10 protein-coding genes and 1 pseudogene are annotated in these 19,068 nt (G+C 60.8%); 7 read left to right on the top strand and 4 right to left on the bottom strand.

Annotated features, from left to right (window positions below; genetic code table 11):
* Window positions 1-691 precede the first annotated feature (691 nt).
* Both IE066_RS14115 and IE066_RS14110 read left to right on the top strand, forming a co-directional pair.
* The gene (locus tag IE066_RS14115) at window positions 692-2,107 is read left to right on the top strand and encodes a hypothetical protein (RefSeq protein ID WP_189451068.1); all 1,416 of its coding nucleotides are present in this window, start codon (window positions 692-694) and stop codon (window positions 2,105-2,107) included.
* A gap of 16 nt (window positions 2,108-2,123) precedes the next feature.
* On the top strand, window positions 2,124-4,127 hold the full coding sequence (locus IE066_RS14110) for a hypothetical protein (protein ID WP_189451066.1): 2,004 nt from the start codon (window positions 2,124-2,126) through the stop codon (window positions 4,125-4,127).
* Window positions 4,128-4,418: 291 nt separating this feature from the next.
* Here IE066_RS14110 and IE066_RS14105 read toward each other — a convergent pair.
* Window positions 4,419-5,777: pseudogene (locus IE066_RS14105) on the bottom strand (transposase).
* A 925-nt stretch (window positions 5,778-6,702) separates the two neighbouring features.
* Between IE066_RS14105 and IE066_RS15015 the strand changes: the two are divergent.
* The 4 genes from IE066_RS15015 (at window position 6,703) to IE066_RS14085 (ending at window position 13,418) form a co-directional block, all read left to right on the top strand.
* On the top strand, window positions 6,703-7,125 hold the full coding sequence (locus IE066_RS15015; protein ID WP_189451064.1) for a very short patch repair endonuclease: 423 nt from the start codon (window positions 6,703-6,705) through the stop codon (window positions 7,123-7,125).
* A gap of 215 nt (window positions 7,126-7,340) precedes the next feature.
* Window positions 7,341-8,663 (top strand): sigma-70 family RNA polymerase sigma factor, encoded by a 1,323-nt coding sequence (locus tag IE066_RS14095; RefSeq protein ID WP_189451062.1) that lies wholly within the window; start codon window positions 7,341-7,343, stop codon window positions 8,661-8,663.
* Complete coding sequence (locus IE066_RS14090) at window positions 8,656-11,712, top strand: helicase C-terminal domain-containing protein (protein ID WP_189451060.1); 3,057 nt, start codon at window positions 8,656-8,658, stop codon at window positions 11,710-11,712. The genes IE066_RS14095 and IE066_RS14090 overlap by 8 nt, the downstream gene beginning before the upstream one ends.
* Entirely contained in the window at window positions 11,709-13,418 is a 1,710-nt protein-coding gene (locus IE066_RS14085; protein WP_189451058.1) for a hypothetical protein, read from the top strand. The genes IE066_RS14090 and IE066_RS14085 overlap by 4 nt, the downstream gene beginning before the upstream one ends.
* On the opposite strand, the gene IE066_RS14080 is transcribed toward IE066_RS14085, so the two are convergent.
* Window positions 13,406-15,043 (bottom strand): nuclease-related domain-containing DEAD/DEAH box helicase, encoded by a 1,638-nt coding sequence (locus IE066_RS14080; RefSeq protein WP_189451055.1) that lies wholly within the window; start codon window positions 15,041-15,043, stop codon window positions 13,406-13,408. The genes IE066_RS14085 and IE066_RS14080 overlap by 13 nt on opposite strands.
* A 48-nt stretch (window positions 15,044-15,091) precedes the next feature.
* Here IE066_RS14080 and IE066_RS14075 point away from each other — a divergent pair, with 48 nt between their 5' ends.
* Window positions 15,092-16,225, top strand: coding sequence for a DNA cytosine methyltransferase (locus IE066_RS14075; RefSeq protein WP_189451053.1), 1,134 nt, complete (start codon window positions 15,092-15,094; stop codon window positions 16,223-16,225).
* A gap of 531 nt (window positions 16,226-16,756) precedes the next feature.
* Here IE066_RS14075 and IE066_RS14070 read toward each other — a convergent pair.
* Together IE066_RS14070 and IE066_RS14065 are read right to left on the bottom strand one after the other, a co-directional pair.
* The gene (locus IE066_RS14070) at window positions 16,757-17,851 is read right to left on the bottom strand and encodes an MrcB family domain-containing protein (protein WP_189451051.1); all 1,095 of its coding nucleotides are present in this window, start codon (window positions 17,849-17,851) and stop codon (window positions 16,757-16,759) included.
* A 281-nt stretch (window positions 17,852-18,132) separates the two neighbouring features.
* On the bottom strand, window positions 18,133-19,053 hold the full coding sequence (locus IE066_RS14065; RefSeq protein WP_189451049.1) for a hypothetical protein: 921 nt from the start codon (window positions 19,051-19,053) through the stop codon (window positions 18,133-18,135).
* Between the last annotated feature and the right edge of the window lie 15 nt (window positions 19,054-19,068).

Genomic DNA, 19,068 nt, shown 5'->3' with positions numbered 1-19,068 from the left:
TGTCCGCTGCCAGTCGAAAGCAGCCCTTGGTCTGCTGCCTCAAGGGTGCGGTTCCTAAGGTACCTTTTAAGCTTCGGTTCGCTCCGCCATCTCGAGTGCGTCCTCCACTTCGATACCTAGATTGCGCACCCTGCTCTCCAGCTTGGTGTGACCGCGGCGGATCTGCACTGCACGCAGGTTCTTCGTGCACCGGTAGATCAGCGACGTCTTGGTCCGCCGCATTCGGTGCGTCGAAAGGTGATGGGAACTCCGAGCCAAACGTCACTCATGAGAGGCGCATAGCGTCCGTCATTGGCGGTGCTCGGGACGGCCTAGCTCCTGACCAACTGCAGAATGACGTGGTAGACCAAACTGGCGACTAGCGTTTGCCACCGACCCGTTGCGGACTCTGGGAACCCGATCAATTACCCTCAAATGGGGTTCATTGTCTCGGATCCGGGTGACGAGACGCCGAGTAAACTCAGACGGGCCACTTCACGGTTGAATGCAGCAGGGTTGCGATTCCGTAGGACGATTTCTGACACGGTGTCGCATTGGACGCGACCGCGTTCAAACAATGTCCGTAGCGGAACTCCCAAAATGGGTCATCCGGCAGATGGGCGGCCGCATGAGTATCGTGACAAAGGTAGACCGGCCGGTGGCGTAGAGGCGCACCGCATCTGGGGGGCGGTTAATGCAAAAGGGGGGCAAGGTGGGAGAGCAGAGCAGCGTGCCGAGACAGGCGATTCCGGACACAAGCTACATCTACAGTCGCGAGGCCGCGGTCGAGGTCGGCAAGATGCTGCAGGAAACGGGCGTTACCGATGAGCTGCTGCGCAAGATCACGTCGACCCAGCAGTCACTGCCGTGTAAGGCGGGGTTCGCGGCCGAAGTGCTCCATGTGGAGAGCTTCAATCTCGATGCGATCCTGCAGGATAAGTCCGTACGCGCATTCACCGACCGCCATCCGGGGACGCCGATCAGGACCAACGACCCCACGGTCGACGTCCTGATCCAGGGCGGCAGCAGCGGACCGCAGAAGGTGCAGGTCAAGTACTACAAGACCGGCGAAGACACGCACAAGGCGTTCCGCGAGGTGCGCGACGGGGTCGCGCGCTACAAAGACGCCGACAGCCACCTGTGCCCGGCCGATCAACTCGGCGACGTGCAGGCGAGCGCACGCCGCACCCAGATCAAGGAGGCGGCCAAGCGCCCAGAGGTGGCGGAAGCGGCGCGCCATGTCGAGACCAAGTCGACGTCCCGCCTTAGGCACGATGGTGTCGAGTCGCAGGACCTGACGCTGAATGAAGCGAAGAAAGTCGCCAAGGGTGGCAGCCAGGCCGACGACGTGCTCGCCAGCCGCCGCGACGGGTTCCTCGATGCGTCCCTGGGCAAGCAGGCCGCCAGGGCCGCCACCTCCGCGGCTCTAGTGACCGCGGTCATCGCCGGCAGCCTCAACACTATCCGTTGCCTGCAACAGGTACGCCACGGTGGGATGGAGCCCGGCGCGGCGGCGAAGTACATCCTGACCCAGACGGCGCTTGCCGCGGCCGACGGCGCGCTCAAGGCCGCCGGTGCGACGGCGGCGGTCAGCCTAACCGCACGCGGCCTGCCGGCGCTGTTCCAAGGCAGCGTCTTTCAGTCCAGCCTCGCGGCCGGTGGCATCGCCGGCGCCACGGTCTGCGCGATCGACCTCATCGAATGCCTCGTGCTCGTCGCGGCAGGGCGAATGTCGACGGCCGAGCTCGAACAGCGGGTCGGAACCAATCTGTTCCAGACTGGCAGCGGCGTGCTCGGCGCGTCGATCGGCGCCGCGCTCGGCGCACCGGCGGGTCCGGTGGGCATCCTGATCGGCAGCGTGGTCGGTAGCCTGGTGGCGTCGATGGCAATGACGCTCGCGATCGACAACCACCTCGAGGCGCCCTACCGCGAGACCGTTGCGACTGCGACGCGATTGGTGGAATCGCAGCAGGCGATGGCGTGCTCGCTGGCGTACCTCGCGACTGCGCAGGAGTCGTTCGCCGCCTTTCGCGTAGGCATGGACCAGTCCGAGCGCGCATTCGACGAGCGCATGCGCGAGACGCACGCGCAGGCGCTGCGCATCCGTCAGCAGATTGAAACCATCTAAGGCATCTCTTCCGACCATGAGCACCACGGCAATAAAAACTCGTTCGGACAGCCAGATCGACGCCCTTGTCGCGGACGCCCAGGCGGACAGTACCGCCGCGCAACAACTGGCGCTCGATGCATCAAAACTCGCCGGGCTCGCGACGGAGCGGCTGGAGACGTTTCGTGATGCCGGCTTCTTCAAGCGCTGCTGGTACAAGCTCAACGGCAGGACCGAATCGATCGCGCGCGCGACGACCGCCGATCTCGTTGAGATGCAGGCGCTGGCGTGGCAATACCTAGCTGCGCTGCAGAAGCAGAATCTGATCGAGGCGCGCTCAATCGCGATCATCCGCAACAACCTCGCCGAACTTGCGGAAACGCAGTTCGAGACGCGTGAGCTGCTGCTTTCGCTTACGACGCGCGTTGGCCATAAGATCGGCCGGCTCGAGCAGGTGACGTCGGTGATTGACTGGCGCACGAGCCTTAAGGTGCAGGGATACGATCGACTGCCGCCAGTCATGCAGGTGCTTAGCGTCGTCTACGACTATTCGGCGCTGCTGCGCGAGAATGACCTCGCAATGGAGCGCATCGTCGAGAGCAAGGACCTCGAGGCCGCGTTCGAGATGCTCGGCATCGATGGCTGGCAGGAGTTCACGCTGTCGGGGTTCGCCGAGCGGCTCCTAGACGAGACCATGGCCGCGGGCATGCCGGCGCTGGAGGGCATCGTCGAGATCCGGGCCGGCGAGCGCGTGCTCGCGGCGGACCAGGTCCTCGAGATGGTGTCCGGCAGCGGCTTTAACTGCGTGTACGAGGTGGCAAGCTGCCTGCCGATGATCTCACGCGTCGCGCGCCATGCCCGCGAAGAGGACCGGCGCACGCTCATGCTAGGCAGCGTGCGTGACCATCTGTCGAGCCCGGACGCGCGCTACTGCCTTCTCGACCTCGCGCGCGAGATCGCCGCCGGCATCTCGCTGGTGCGCAGCCTGTGCGAAACCGATGCGCCCGTGGCGCCCGGGCAGGCTCCGGCCACGTTGCCGCAGGAGCCACAGCCTTTCTCGCTTGAGGATCTGCTGTCGCGACACGTGCCGCTGCAGGCGCACCCCATTACCGAGCTGCTGGTCGACGCCAACTCCCGGCAGCTGTACATCGACGCGTTGATTCTGGCGATGGCCTCCCCGGGCGAGGACAGCCAACGACGCGGCTATCTCTCCTCGTTGTCGCGGCTGCTGCAATGCGAACCGGCGGACGCGAGCATCGAGCGCGTGCTTCGCGATCCGCGACGCGTGCAGATTGATCGCGTGCTCGACGAATTGTCCGCGCGCGAGCGCCAGTACGCATGGCTCGTCGATGCCACGTTCCTCGGCTGCGAGGCTGGCGGGCTGACTGCACGGGCGCGCGGCGTTATCCTGCAGATGGCGCGCGCGTTCAATCTCAAGAATGACGATGCTGAGCGGTTCGTCGATGCCGCCACAGTTCTCGCGACGGAGACCGTGCCAGCTAAGCTCATTGAGGCGCTCGCGCGCATCGCGACGCATACCGGCGCATGGCGCGCGATCATCGACTTCCGGAAGCTGTCATTCGCCGGCGCGTTCGCGAAGACCAGCTGGGCGCTGACCCAGCATTCGATGGGTGGCGTCAATCTGTCACTGGCGATCAGCCGGCTGGCGATGGACGTCATGGGACAGATGTCCTTCGGCGACGAGGGCTTCTTCCAACGAACCGCGATTTCGGCGAAGCGCTCGCTGAGCGTGTCGAGCTTCAACGACCTGCGCAAGAAGGTCGAGGCGTTCGAGGAGGGCGGGCGCGCGCACGTCAATGAGGCGAATCGCGTGCTGCGGGCATTCGGCCAGGAATCGCACTACGTTCGCGCGTCGCTGTATGACTGCGCCGCGGACAAGGACACTGCCGTGTCCAATGAGAATTGGTGCGACAACATGGACAAGGCGCTCGACAAGCTCCGCGATTACCTCGACGCCTGCGTCGACGTCATGCACGAGTTGAGTTCGAGGCTCGATGCGATGGAGGCAGGACGATGGTAGGCCGGCCGGGTGGCGCAAGGGCCAATACTTGGCTCGTGCGGTAAGCATTGCATCGGCACCAGTGGAAGAAGTGCCGGTGATCGTGGGAGGCGCCGCGGGTGCCCCGCTGTTGCAACGCGAACGGCAGGTTAGCCGCTTGGACGCGGCGTGCTGTAATCGCCACGTCCGCTTGTGGCCTATTCCGTTGAAAAACTCGCTGTCGCCAACGGGATGGTCGTCCGCTTCGGCCTGATCAGGCGAATCAGTCGATAGAAGCGAGCGATTTCTTCGGCGCGAAAGCGCCTGGCCGCCTCAGACGGCCAGTGCTTTTGATACTTCTTCGCTTTTCGGCATCAGCCACGCTGCCATCCGCCTCAGGTTCTGCGCGGTCGCGGCCAACAGGAACTCATCCCGGGCACCGCTCAGCCCTCGCAGGCGCAGCCGGTCCAGCCGCAGGATGCGTTTCAGGTGTGCGAACAGCATCTCCACCTTCTTGCGATGCCGCCGCGACTGCGCGTAACGCTCGGTGGTGGCAATCCGCCGGGCGACGTCTCGGGCGCTTTCGTGCCGCTGGCGCGTGATCTTGCGGTGCGTCGTATTCGCGCAGCAGCGCGGCTTCAGTGGACAGCCGGCGCAGTCCGCGACGCTGCTGCGGTAGATGAGCGTGTGGTCGCTGGTGGGCTTGCCGGTCGAACGCAGCACGTTGCCTTGGGGACAGCGGTATTCATCCTCCGCTTCGTCCCACTCGAAGTCGGAGCGCCCCAGCGACCCGTCCTTGCTCTCGCTCTTGTCCCAGACCGGCACGTGCGGCTCGATCGACTTTTCTTCAACCATCCAGCCCAGCATCTCGGACGTGCCGTAGGCCGTGTCGCCGATCAGGCGCTCGGGCTTGATGTCGAACCGATCCTCGACGCGCTCCACCATCGTGCGCGTCGCCGCGACTTCATCGGTTCGATGCGCCGGCGTGGCCTCGACATCCATGATCACGCCCGACTTCACGTCGACCAGATAGTTGGTCGAATACGCATAGAAAGCAGGGCCACCCGGTGCGGCTGTCCACTGTGCTGCAGGATCGGTGATCGACACGTTCTTCGGCACTCGACGCTCTTCGCTGAATGTTTCCAGCGCCTCAAGGTACTCGCGCATCGGACGCGCCAACGACGCACCGTCGAAGGTCGCCTCAGCTCCGGGCACGCCACGCTGTCGGTTCGCGTCGGCCTTGATGACGCTGGCATCGGTTGCGAAGCCTTCGCCGCCGACCAGGCCTTCGGCCAGGCAACGCTGCAACACCTGCTCGAACACAAAGCGCAGCGTGTCGCTGTCGCGAAAGCGACCGTGCCGGTTCTTCGAGAACGTCGAATGGTCCGGCACGGCATCTTCGAGCTAGAGTCGGCAGAACCAGCGGTAGGCCAGGTTGAGATGCACCTCTTCGCACAGCCGGCGCTCGGAACGGATGCCGAAGCAGTAGCCGACGATCAGCATGCGAATCAGCAGCGCCGGATCGATCGATGGGCGGCCCGTGTGGCTGTAGTGCGGAGACAGGTGCTGGTGCAGACCGTCGAGGTCGAGGAACCGGTCGATGCCACGCAGCAGATGGTTCGCCGGGACGTGGTCCTCGAGGTTGAAGGCGTAGAACAACGGCGCCTGCGCTGCCTTCTGCCGACCCATCATCGCGTCGATTCCGCTCGCTTGATGGGTTGTCAGTGGACCAGCTTCAGGACCGTCGATCGACCGAGTTTTTCAACGGAATAGGCCGGTAGCGGACGTGTCGAGACGCAGCCATCACGGCGCAGGGCAGAGGTCCGCTTCCGACCCGAAGCGGGCGGGCATGTGGCGCGATGCGCACTTGGGCGAGCCGTACTCTAGCACTGCGTGTGCTGTACTCATCAAGCTGCCGAATGGTCCGCAAGACTAGGGCGCTCGCCTAGGGCGGCGTGGCGCACTACCTTGCGTCTTCGGCTCATCGACGGACGCCGGACACGCGTCACTGAATAGGCCTCCTAGCGCCGAACCGCTGATTACGGCTTCGAGTCCTGGTGGGCTGACTTCACTATAAATTAGATACAAGCGCTTCCGGCTTTGGCGCATCCGCAGCAGCGGATCGGTGGCCGCTGGATGGCCGTTACGCGAATTCCACGCCAAGCGGCAATGCTGGCGGACTTAAGGCACATACCACCAGAGTGAGTCCGTAGCCGCCGGACCCACTGTGAAGGCTGTTTGCATCGCAATAAATCCGCAGTGCGCGACCCCACGCGCGCTGGTGCGATGGAAGCTCGTTCCAGCACGGATATCCTTGGCCGTAGACCTGCCGGAGTCTGTCCATCCGAGCCAGTGCCCTGCCGCTACGTTGAATGGCATAAAGCCGGCCGCGACCTGGTTGCCGCCGGCCTGGATAGCTCCTCGAAGTGCGAATGCTTTGCCTTCCGGCACAAGAGACGCGATATGCAAACTACTAAGGCCTTCACCGTGGCCAAGTCAGCGACGATGGACAGTGGTCTGCAGAGAATCCACGCCTTCTATCGCAAGTTGGCTGCCTATGCACTATTGACGAGCACTGCATATGCTCGGCTGACGAGAGAGCAACTAGCCCAGGCCGATGGATCGAGTATCAGCTAGCACGCGGTCGCAAATGATGCGTGCTGTAAAAGGCAAGCACACGAAGCCGGAGTTGCTAGTACGGAGCGCCGCGCATCGGTGTGGATTACGCTTCCGAATTCACAAGCGAGACCTTCCCGGTTCTCCTGACGTCGTTTTTCCAAGGCATAAAGTCGCTCTGTTCGTTCACGGCTGTTATTGGCATCGGCATCCGGGATGCCGCAAGGCCACCACTCCAGCCACCAACGTTGAGTTCTGGGCCGAGAAGTTCCGTGCCAACGTGGCTCGGGACAGCCGCAATCGCGACGCGCTGACCGCCTTGGGGTGGAGGGTAGTAGAAGTCTGGGAGTGCGAGGTTCCGACCATGGAAGCAGCTAAGGCATTGATGCTAAAGATATTCAAAGCTGAGTTGGCACCGCATTGATGCGTGGTCTACAGTGGAGCGCTCTATGGGGGTGAGGCTACACTGGGCTTGTCGTGAGCAGGAAATACCACGCCTGCAGTCCGCCCATAGCCCCTGGCGTGCAGCTGCCCGGAGAGGGCTTGCGGACGGCTGTAACAGAACTGCCCGCACTCGCCTTTAGCGTCGCCGAACTGCCATACCTCCCCACGGGCTCACGCCATCGATTGCATCCCTTGGTGGACGCACTGCGAGCCGCCGTCGAACTCGAATGGGAGCCCGACGCTGAGCACGGCAGCTCGCTCCTGACCTGTGCTGCGGCCTTCCGCGACCCCGCCGCGATAGATGTGGGCGTTGCCTCCCGCGGCGATAACGACGAGTGGCTAGACGACGAGGCTGTCGATCCTGCCGTTCTTGAGCCAGCAGAAGCTGAGGGCGTGCGGCCAGCCATGGTCGGCCGTGCGTACGCAATCCTCGAAGCAGAGCGCGAGCGCACGGGCGCCGCCCTCGGTCGAACATCTGTAGAGCGTGTTTGTGCGCTTCTCAAGTTGCGTCCGGCCGAGATACTGCACTTAGAGCAGGACCTTCAGTCGTCGGACCTCACAAGCTCAACTTCGCCCGACGCGAGCGAGCCAGCAGCTGCAGATGAAGACGCAGATGGCAGAGAGGTGCGGCCTAAGCTCGTAGACCAAATTCTGAACCATAAGCTGCTTGGACCGGACCGGGAGCGAGAGCTCGGTCGTGCGATACAGCTAGGACGAAAGTTCAAAGCGGAGATTGATGCCGGTGCGATCGGATCTACACCGGACGTTCAACGGATTATTCTGCGTGGCCACGATGCCCGACAGGCACTTGTCCTGTCCAACGTGCGCCTCGTAATGGACATTGCTCGAAGGTATATAGGGCGCGGGCTTGATCTCGACGACCTCATGCAGGACGGCGTTATTGGGCTGATGCGCGCCGCAGAAGACTTCTCGCCTGAGCTTGGGTTCCGCTTCACTACCTACGCAACCTGGTGGATACGGCAATCAATTCTACGTTCGATTGCCAATACCGGCCGGACCATTCGTTTGCCAGTGCATCTCATCGATCAGCTTCACGTGCTCCGGAGAACCGTTAGGCGTCTGCGCTCGGAGCGGCCAGACAAGAGTTTTCGACCGACCGATGTGGCAGATGAGCTCGGATGGCCGGTAGAGAAGGTCGGCCGTTTGCTCGTTCTCGACGCTGATCGATTTGTCTCTCTTCACTCGGACGATGACGAGGGACCCAGCGTCCTTGATCAGCTCATCGCGGCCGGTCCAACGCCCGAAGCGTTCGCAGTAGACGTAGACATTGCGGAATTCGTTAGAGAGTGCGTAGACGCACTTCCTGCACGCGAGGCGGAGATCCTGCGGCTTCGTTTCGGCTTTGGAAGTGGCGAGAAGCAGACGCTGGAGGATATCGGCAAACAGTACGGCGTTACCCGAGAAAGAATTCGGCAGATCGAAAGCAAGGGACTTCGCCTGCTACGGCGACCGAGTAATCCACTAATCGAATACGGGCGGGAGTTGCTAAGTGACTGACCAACAAAAGGCGACTTCTGCCGAGCTTGCAAAAGCCGTGCATTGGCTTCAACGCAAGGTGGTGGCTGACGCGCGAGGCGATGACTGCTCCACCTCGGACAAGCAGCCGTCCAGTCTTTTTTGGCTAGGGCGACTCGCGCCGGAGGCCGACATTGCCAAGGCTGACGACGATCGGCAAGAGCGCCTGGCACCCTGCGCAGTAGGCCTGCGCCTGAGGCCCCACGGCAAAGGGCCGTGGGTGTTCGAAGTTCAGGCATTCATGCGTAGCTGGTCGAAAGCTGGAAAGACCGCAGACTGGGCTAAGAGCCCTCAAGTTGCGGTGCAGGGCACGATTTCATCAGAGGCGGGCCAGACGTCTCAGCGGTTCCTAGAGAAGGAGCTACGTGCTGCGCTCCGCGAGGCGTCAGGTCGTAATGATCTAAGCGCAGTCTTTGAGGTGACGGTAGAGCAACGCGCAGGCCAGGACGAACTCGTGGTCCTGCTGGTGAACACGTCCGAGGGGAGCGGGAAGTCCGATACCGATCGGAACCTCTACGAGGTGTCATTCCGAGTGCGCGGCCTTTCGACGGACCCGTTCCAACTCGATGGGCTACCTGATGCATTCCGCTACGACCGGGAGCTCCCGGCTATCGGCCTCAACTGCGCCGTTCGACAGGACGGCGAGTACCTTAATACAGACGACGTGCCGGAAGCTCCGCGTCCAAGGCCAGTATTCGTTCCACCCGGTCTGGATGAGGCGCTTCTGAGCTTCGAAGCGTTAGCCAAAGACCCGCTTATGACGGCTGAAGCGCTCTACGAGGCCCACCGCCAGTGGGGGCAACTTCATTGGGCCGATAGTGTACTTTCCGGTCGTGCCAGTAAGGAGAACTGGTCAACGGAAATGCGCAGCGCTGCGGCGCGAGGAGCTGAGGCGTTCGCCGAGGAGAATGAGCGACTTGCCCGGGGGTATCAGCTGCTCGTTAGCGACCACGGGCTGCGGCGCGCATTCTGCCTGATGAATGAAGCAATGGTGATATCGGCCAGAGGAAAATACTCGGGCTGGCGGGCATTCCAACTTGGTTTTCTGCTTGCCAATCTGTCGTGCCTTACCGACCAGGCCGACACGGAGATTGTTGATATCGTCTGGTTTGCGACTGGCGGCGGAAAGACCGAAACGTACCTCGGACTCTTGGTCACCGCCATGCTCCATGACCGCATGCGCGGCAAAGAGTCTGGAATCACGGCGTGGAGCCGGTTCCCACTTCGAATGCTCTCGCTGCAGCAGACCCAGCGATTCGCTGACGCCATTGCAGCGGCTGAACTTACCCGGCGCAAGTATGGGATAGGCGGTGACTCGTTTTCGCTGGGCTTCTTCGTGGGGCAGGGGGCTACACCAAATGCCATCTCACCGGAACCAAAAGATGGTGACCCGAGCCCTTATGAAGAAGAAACCTTGCGTCGTTTCAAGGTGCTCGACAAGTGCCCTTTTTGCCGCGAACCCGGCGTTTCGATTTCGTTCGACCTCAAGACGTGGACCCTACGCCATGAGTGCGGATCGGAGGCGTGCCCGTGGACGGAACGAGCGCTGCCCTTCTATGTAGTTGACGAGGAGATTTACCGCTTTCTGCCGACCGTGGTGGTTGGCACACTGGACAAGGCCGCTTCTATCGGAATGCAAGCGGCTATGCGCGGCTTCGTAGGCAGCCCGTTAGGTCGGTGCACACAGCCGGGTCATGGTTTTACCTATGCTCCTCGGAGCAAGCGGCCGCAGGGATGCCTTGTTCCCGATTGCAAGCATAAGGTCGAGCCTGTCGTCTGTGGCGAGGAGCTCTTCGCGCCGACACTGCGATTACAGGACGAGCTACACCTTCTCCGAGATAGTTTAGGGGCAGTAGACGCGCACTATGAGGCGCTGTACGACCACCTAAGTCAGCGGCTCTCGGGTCGTAGGCCCAAGATCCTTGGTTCCTCCGCGACGTTGGCGGGCTATGAGCGTCAGGTTCGCACCCTCTACCTGCGCGCAGCTCGTGTCTTCCCGCAACCAGGGCCCGCCCCAGGCCTTGGATTTTGGTCGTCCGATGGCAAGGACCTCATGCGGCACTACATAGCCCTCGCTCCGCGTGGCGTTACGGTCGAGCACGCTGTCGATCGCATTCTGACGGTTCTACAACGAAGCATCCGAGGACTAGCAGCTGATCCCGTCTCCGTCTGCGCGGATATCGGTGTTCCGTCTTCACTCGCGCCGCAAATCGTGGATCTCTACGGGACGGACGTCGTATATGGGAACACTCTTCGCGACTTGGACGCGCTTTCGCGATCTGCAGAAACCCAAATCCTCGTTGAGGGTCCTGTCAACCAACGCTCGCTCACCGGGCGCTCGCCCTTCGAGGAGGTGCGAAAAACGCTAGATGATCTTGAGAAGCCGGCAGAGGCATTTGACGACCGGGTGCACGTCGTTATGGCCTCGTCGATGATGTCCCACGGAGTGGACATTGACCGGCTCAATGTCATGGCGATGGTCGGGTTTCCGCTTGGTACTGCCGAGTTCATTCAGGCGACTGCGCGCGTCGGACGCAGGTATCCGGGTCTCGTGATACTTATTCCGAAAATGGGGCGGGAACGCGATGCAGGCATTTATCGCACGTTCCCGAAATTCGTGGAGCATTCCGATCGCTTGGTGGATCCAATCCCGATCACTCGACGTAGCCGGCGAGTTCTGCAGAGAACCCTGCCAGGGCTGGAGCTGGGCAGAATTCTCATGCTTGAGGAGCCCGTCGCGGGTAAGGCTCTAACTCTTCCGCGTGCGCTCCACAAATACCGAACCGGCTCACAGTTCGACCCGGATGTGGAGGTCAGCGAGATCGTGGACGCGCTGGGACTTACTGGTCCGCTTGACGACGCTCTCCGGAAGGACATTGCCAATTGGCTTGACGTCTTTCAGCGCAACGTTGCGGACCCGCCGGCGGACGTGATCTTTACTGGCCAAGCCAGCCCTGGACAAGGCCCAATGCGCTCCCTGAGAGACGTTGAGGAAGCGGTGCCCATCTACGGAAAGGAAGACAGCCTGTGAAGGACGAACGCAGCGCTTCTCAGATTCAATTCGGATTTCTTCCGGAGCAAACCGTCGACGCGAAAGGCGGGGTCTGGAAGGTCGCTTACTGGAACGATCCGCCGAAGGAACATGCCGTTGACATCAAGGCGCTTAGGCATGAGCTCCTCCGTGCAGTGGCGCCCTGGACAGACGCTCAGCGGGACAGTGGTTTCGCCGGACACTTGCGCGCCAGCCTTCCCGTTGAGCTTCGCCGCCTGAATCGCGACCGTGGCGTAACTCTGAAGCCATTTCCCGCCATTTGGATGTGTCGCCGTTCCGGATGCAGGCGGCTACATCGACAGAAGCAGGGAAAATGCAAATGCGGGGCGACCGGGGGGAGGGCGCAGCTGCCGTTTGTGGGGTATCACGAGTGCGGCCGGATCCGAGAGCCGGCTGTGCCGTACTGCAAAGTGCACAACCAAGTCTCTATCCATTACCCGGGAACGGCATCGGCCCGCGACATCCGTTTCTATTGCCCTGAGTGCAACGTAACGCTGCGCCACGGTTTATCAAACAACATCCCTTGCGAATGCGGCGACGGGTCGATGCGCTACAACGTGCACCGCGCTGCCAGCGTGTATACGCCCCGCAGTATCGTCATGGTCAACCCTCCAACAACCCACCGGATTGAGCAGCTCACGGCTGCCGGGGGACCGGCCCGAGCCGTCGAATGGGTGCTTGATGGGATGCAAGAGCGCAGCGCATCAGAAGTAGGTGCTACATCCGAGTCCCTACGACAACAGCTCAAGGCTAGCGGGCTCCCGGATGCGCTAATCGAACAGACCGTGAGGCAGGCGGTCGAGGCCGGTGCTCTGCGAGGGGCGCCGACAGCCCTCGATATTGATCAGGTACAGAAAGAAGCAGCCGAGCGCGACGCCGTTCTTATGGCCATGGCTGCAGCAGAATCACGCATCACTATTGGGGATCTGCAGTCCTCCGTAGACGCGCTCTCGGAAGCGGGCGTCAGATACCACGACTACTATCCCCGGGCGCTTCGAGACTCGGGAATGGAGTCAGTGGAACTCTTCGACAAATTCCCCGTGATGGTGGGGCACTACGGGTTCACCAGGGGGCCGACGGGGCCAGGAGAATCGTCGTTGCGTCCATTCCGCGACCGCGACGGCACCTACTTCGTATACGGAGAAGTGGCAGAGACGGAAGCGATGTTGTTTCGACTGTCTCCACTTCGAGTATGGCGGTGGCTACGCGATGTCGGGATGGTCGATGATCCGGAGCCAGGTACAGCACGCGACGCGAGGCTATTGCTGCTGAGGAGCTGCCAGGTACCCAGTTGGACTACGGAAGGAAACGATGCTGGACGTGCGCTCCTTCAGCTTGTGCACTCACTGTCCCACCGCGCCATCCGAATCATGGCGGTCCACGCGGGGATCGAGCGAAATGCGCTTGCTGAGCTTCTGGTGACACCGCACTTGTCGTTCTACATCTATGCTGCAGCGAAAGGCGACTTCGTCCTAGGCGGGTTGCAGGCGGTGTTTGAGTCAGACCTAGACACGTTCCTGAGGGCTATGGTGTTTGATGAGCACAGGTGTGCGTTAGATCCCGGCTGCGAGCGAGGCGGGGGCGCATGCACGGCCTGTCTCCACATCGGCGAGCCATCCTGCCGGTTTTTTAATCAGCATTTATCCCGGGCGACGCTATTCGGGCCAGCAGGCTACCTGCGTTGAGCCGCGGAGTAGATGCTTAGCGCCGCTGGGTGTTCTTCGGGAATGACGACAATAGCTGCGGCGCGAGCTCTGCTGAGACCGATGTAAGCGCTGGCAAGTCGCTGGCTAGCGGTTGCAGTGCCGCGCCCGAGAGCAAGTAGCACTGCTGCGGATTCAAGGCCCTTAAAGCGGGATACGGTTTCGCATGTAATGCCGTTCCCGCCAAAACTGACTATCGGAGTGTCAAGGATGTAGGCACTTGTCAGACGTGCGGCTAATGCGACGTCGTCAGTGAGAACTGTTAGTTCGGAGGGCCGAAGGTTGTGGTCTTCAACCAGCCGCGCGCCTAGCGCTAATACGGTGGAGACAAGGTCGTCGTCTACCCCGTAGCGCACTACAACCACGGGCGCCCCTTGAGCGCCGGTTTCTGCCGGTGCGTCCTTATAGACCGCATTGACGCATGTCGCGATCTCGGCAGTGTTGCGGCAATTTTCCCAAAGGCTGAACTCCCCGAAGTGAGGAAGTCCGTCTCGCCAGCTCCGACTCCAGAGCTCCTGGCGGTCGTCGGCGAAGACGTACATCAATCCATGCTGCCTGTCCGCAAGGCCGGCCATGAGGGCGGAGAACCAGACTGGCGAGAAATCTTGACCTTCGTCGACGATCAGGGCGTCAACGCGCTCGGCTGACTGTTGAGTCGCAAGCCGCATTGCTTGAGGGCCATCTGATTCCCACCAGGACGACGTCGGATTTCGAGGTACGTCCACTCCTGCCGCCTTCAACGTGCGGATACAGAGGCTGTGGAAGGTGGCAACTTCGATGTTCGTGTCACCTTGGAGCTGCTTTTTCAGCCTGCGCGACAGCAGTTCGTTGTAGCAAACGAATCGAACCTTGCCCCCTTGTGTTGCTAGATGGCGAGCGCGCTGCACGGCAAGGAGAGTCTTTCCGGTCCCGGGACCGCCCGAAATAATCAGTCGAGGGATGCCACGCAGCCGATCGAACACCCGCTGTTGATCTTCAGTCAAGCGAATGATCTCCGCCTCCGAGCGGCGGATGGCCACGTCCAACGTTCTCTCTACGGTGACGGTCGGGGCCAGCAGTGTAATCAGTCGCGACAGGTCGCTCGAAGAAAACGGCTTAGGTGGTCCCCAGTGGGAAAAGACCTGGATCAGCGACTGCTCAAGGCGGTCTAGATCCTCTGCGAAAAGCGTTATTTCACGCGTTGCCGCAATTCCGAGATTGTCGGCAGCGTTTACGTCTGGGAAGACCACCCCGTGCGCTACGCGAACGTGCGACAGCGTTGGCGTCGTTGCCGTGAGAAAGCGCAGTAACGCATACTTCGAATCCGAAGCCTGCGCGTAGGGGTTCTTGATGCGATGGCTGCGACCGCCTCGGTCACGGGAGCTCCACTGCCCGTCGACAACGGAAATACCGCCACCCTTTACCTCAAGGACAAGGACCCCGAGGTGTCTGTTGACGACTACAAAATCGGCCTCGCCGTCGCCTTGCCGTCCCGAGCGCAGGGACTGCCACCGAACAGAGTGGAAGACGTGCCAGTCCGAGCTAAGGCGTTCCATCTGACCGAGCACCGTGAGCTCGGATTCCGGTGGTCCATCTGCGTTTTCATCAAGCCGGTACAGCGTCGCCACGGTGGTCAGACCTCGAGTTTCGTACGCCTTTAGGGTAGCCTTCCTGGCATGGAAGTTGAGCGCAAGTGTGGTCAAGCAGCTGGGCGAGGCGGTACGCCTCGGATCGCCGGCGTTGATCTCTTTTGCGGCGCCGGGGGGCTTACTTACGGATTGGTCAAAGCAGGCGTTGATGTGCGTGCGGGGGTCGACTTAGACCCTGAGTGCGCTTATCCGTACACGGCTAACAATCCGGGGCGGTTCCTCGAACAGGACGTCAGGGCGCTTAGCGGGCGGGACCTCGCATCTCTATGGCGCGGAGCTGATGTCAGCCTTCTGGCAGGGTGTGCACCATGCCAACCGTTTTCCACCTACAGCCAAGCGCGTGACCGCCGGTCTAATCGAGACTGGGGAATGCTGTTGGAGTTCGGACGGCTAGTAGCCGAAGCTCAGCCCGACTTGATCACGATGGAAAACGTCCCGCAGCTTGCAGGGGACGACGTCTTCATGAGTTTTCTCGACGGATTGAAGGGCTACTCTACGTGGCACGGTGTAGTCGATTGTGCCGAGTACGGCGTTCCGCAGCAGCGACGCCGCTTTGTATTAATAGCGTCCCGGCTCGGGCCCATTTCTCTTTTACTCCCAGTGGAGCTTGGCTACCGACGGGCGACCGTGTGGTCCGCGATCGGACGCATGCCGCCGTTAGTCCAAGGCTCCGCAGATCCGCATGACCCCATCCACGCAGCAGCCGGCATGTCCGCGCTGAACCTCAGGCGTATCCGCGCGTCGAGCCCAGGGGGTAGTTGGAGGGAGTGGCCTCCAGCACTGCGAGCAGCGTGCCACCGCCGAGAGTCTGGTGCCGGCTACGGTGCCGTGTACGGGCGCATGGAGTGGGACCGACCCGCGCCGACGATGACCACCTTGTGCCACGGGTTTGGGAACGGGCGATTCGGGCATCCTCAGCAGGACAGAGCGATCAGCTTGCGAGAGGCGGCAATACTTCAGACCTTTCCGAAGCGGTACAAGTTTGTTAGGCCGGGGGAGCGTGTAAAATTTACGACGGTCGGTCGGCTGATAGGAAATGCCGTCCCACCCAGATTGGGTGAGGTAATCGGCCGCAGCCTCATCGCGCACGCAACCGCGGTGGCTGAACGTCGCGCCGAACCAGGGGTGGTCGTCGATCGCGAGGCTGTAACTCCCGACTAGTCAGGCGATGAGGTCGTCCTTCTAGCCGCCCTGCGCCGTCGAGATCAGCATTGCGGACAGGCGCTCCATAGCTTTGCATTATTCATTGAGTAGTCGCGACGATCGTAGTGAATAAGCCCATGCCATGCGACTTAGGCGGTGCGCGAATGGCCTTGGTGACTCGCAACTATGCGATCTGCGTTTCTGTGGTCCTTTGTAGATCAGAAAGGCCGTGAGGTCGTCATCTCGCCAGCCTGCTTCGTTTCCATCGCTAGTCGGCGACGTGGCATAGAAGGTTGCCGTGTGCAAGGCCGGACGCACCAGAAGTTAGGGAAAATGAGAACGGTGCTAAACGTGCCGAGCACATCTCATTGTGTGCCTTACACCTGCCATCGATGAGCGGGACTAAGTGAAGCGCTATGTCGCATCGACGGCCTGCTGTCCGGCAGCGCCGGCGTGCAGTATCAGCATCAAGGTCTGCCAATGCTGCTCGGCCGAGTTGCACCTCCCGCACACAGCCAGCAGTAACAAGCGTCGGAGAGCAACGCCTACCTATCCCGGCGGCGGCAGGCGGCGAACCTGGAAAGCAACGGGCTCAAGTTTCCATTGGTCAATATCCCAGCGGAGGATCGCCTCAAGCACTCCGCCTGAGGCAACGGGAGGCTCCGAGTCCCGGTCCAGCTTGATCCGAGAAACAATCACGAGGCCGGTTCTACCTTTCTCTCTATTATGCAAATTGACTTCGTTCTGAGTCATCAGGATTGAATCGCATAAATCGCTAGTGGTCCCCTTCACTTCGATTTTGAGGAACTCCCCAGTTCGCTGCGCGAGGATGTCATACGACTCAGCCGCAGATTTGTCGTGGCACGTAAAACCCTGCGACTCGAGAAACTCAGTAGCCAAGAGCATCGCTCGTAGTTCGACTGCTTTTCTCTCAGGAGCAGTAAGCCCGTAGCCTTGTGCGCGCGTGCGACGACGCAAGGGCTGCACCACGGTGGCGAGCTCAAGAGCGTCTCGATCTCCTGGCGAGACGTCTTTCTGGTCGAGCTGCGCGAGGTAGATCTCCGAAAGCCGCTGCCCGCAAGCAAAAAGAACGGCGTTTAGGTCGGTGCCGTCAACGTCTTCGACTGGGATGCGTTGGGCGAAGGCTGTGGCCTTCTCAAATGTCCGAGGGAGCGATGCGCGCGCACCAAGGGCAATAGTGTCCGTAAAGGGCGCCAGGCTCCCCCAGCGCTGTTCGACTACCGACCGCGCCCATGATGTCTTCGCCTTCAACTCTTCATCAGATATTGGGCGTAGGTCACCACCGCTCCAGATCGTGCTGCCACAGCCGACCGTCACGAAGAATGCCGACCCGTCAGCAGCAAAATGCAGGACGATATAGAAGCCGGCACGCGCTGTCGGCGACATGGCGTTCGAATAGAGCCGAACCCATGGTGCCTCGGTCTTTCTACCTATGCCATCGGAACCCTCTACGGCGAGATCATCAAAGACGGGGTCGAAAGCTTGACGTAAGGTGGGGAGTCGATCGCGAACCTCTTGCGTCAGACGAGATCGTATGAGGTTGCCGCGCTCCTGCATCTCAGGCGTATTCGATGACGAATATCTTGGCTGAAGCTCACAGATTCGCTTGATATATGTTTTCAATTGAATCTCCGGCTTGTCTGATATACATCAGGAAGATATAGGATGCGCCTACAATCGGGCTCCCGCGCGAACGCGTGGCTTGGTACCTCAGGTTGGCGCCGGTGCCTCCTGCTCTACGCACTGGCACAGAGTTCTTCCCATGCATGCCACATCTGTGAGGTAAGTGAGTCGCGAAAAGGTCTGGCCCTGGCATGACGCGTGCTCGTGTCGGGGCGCTTCCTTAGAAGCATCCGCTCTATCTACGCGTACCCTGCGGCATCCTCCGTGGTAGACCTGTAGCTCTATGTAACGTCCGACACATGATTTGATTTAGCGAATCTATAGTCGTTAAAGTCGAAATAGAACGGTCTCGGCTCGTCGATAGGTTGGTAGCGACGTACCTTCCATACATCTGTCACGATACCGCGCTTGTTGATGTGGATAGGGCTGCTATCAAGCTCGAGCGCCAGCAAAGCCTCAGGCTCTGGAACTCCTGACTTGGCGCGGTATACCTCAAACAGTGACACGTTCCCTATCGTCTTACGCACGATCTGGAACGTAACCGCAGTGTCGCCGAGAGGCGGGTCGGGGCACGAGCTCACTTTAGGCGCATGCGAAACCGTCGCCGAATTTATTGGGCGGTCGGTCAATACCCGCGTAACCGCTTGGAGCGCCGTCTCGTCAATGAATAAAGCTGGACCAGTGAGGCCGCCTTTCGACCCGATGCTTTCGATTGTGTAAGCCTTGGAGAAGGCAAGATTGAGCTGAAACTCATCCGGCGAATATATACACGTCCGATTCTCGAGTCGCGGCTTTGGCCCACCAAATTGCATCATTTCATGAAGGGTTGTCGCTCCTTTCCAAGTTGCAACGCGTTCCCCAAACGTAAGTAATGAGCGTAGCCCGGGCCGACCTCTCTCCCGATCAATAGCATTAACCTGCCAGTGGTTCGTAAGAATGGAATGCACCCACCACAAAAACATTTGAGCGTCCTCGGCATTACCCTGAACGTCGTAAATCCGTGCTAGACCATCGTTAAGGACTAACGCCACTTCTCGCAGGGGAGCAGCTGAGGTGTAAAGGCAATTGGAGAGATCGCGTAGGCGCTCAATGTTCTCCAACGCTCGCTCATCGCTAAAGGTCCAATTGGCTTCTTGAAACGGATCACCAAAGCCCAATAGATCGGACCACATGCAAAAGCATTCGATGACGGCGACACTCATGTCCTGGTCGTCTCG

This window comes from Cognatilysobacter xinjiangensis (assembly GCF_014651995.1).
Taxonomy (GTDB): domain Bacteria; phylum Pseudomonadota; class Gammaproteobacteria; order Xanthomonadales; family Xanthomonadaceae; genus Cognatilysobacter; species Cognatilysobacter xinjiangensis.
The sequence above is the reverse complement of the archived record's forward strand: the minus strand, read 5'-3'. Positions and strand labels throughout refer to the sequence as shown.

What these genes read in the sequence shown, in the direction of transcription:
- IE066_RS14075 (WP_189451053.1), top strand. Translation starts at nt 15,092, where the DNA reads ATGGAAGTTGAGCGCAAGTGTGGTCAAGCAGCTGGGCGAGGCGGTACG.
- IE066_RS14065 (WP_189451049.1), bottom strand. Translation starts at nt 19,053, where the DNA reads ATGAGTGTCGCCGTCATCGAATGCTTTTGCATGTGGTCCGATCTATTG.
- IE066_RS15015 (WP_189451064.1), top strand. Translation starts at nt 6,703, where the DNA reads ATGGATCGAGTATCAGCTAGCACGCGGTCGCAAATGATGCGTGCTGTA.
- IE066_RS14110 (WP_189451066.1), top strand. Translation starts at nt 2,124, where the DNA reads ATGAGCACCACGGCAATAAAAACTCGTTCGGACAGCCAGATCGACGCC.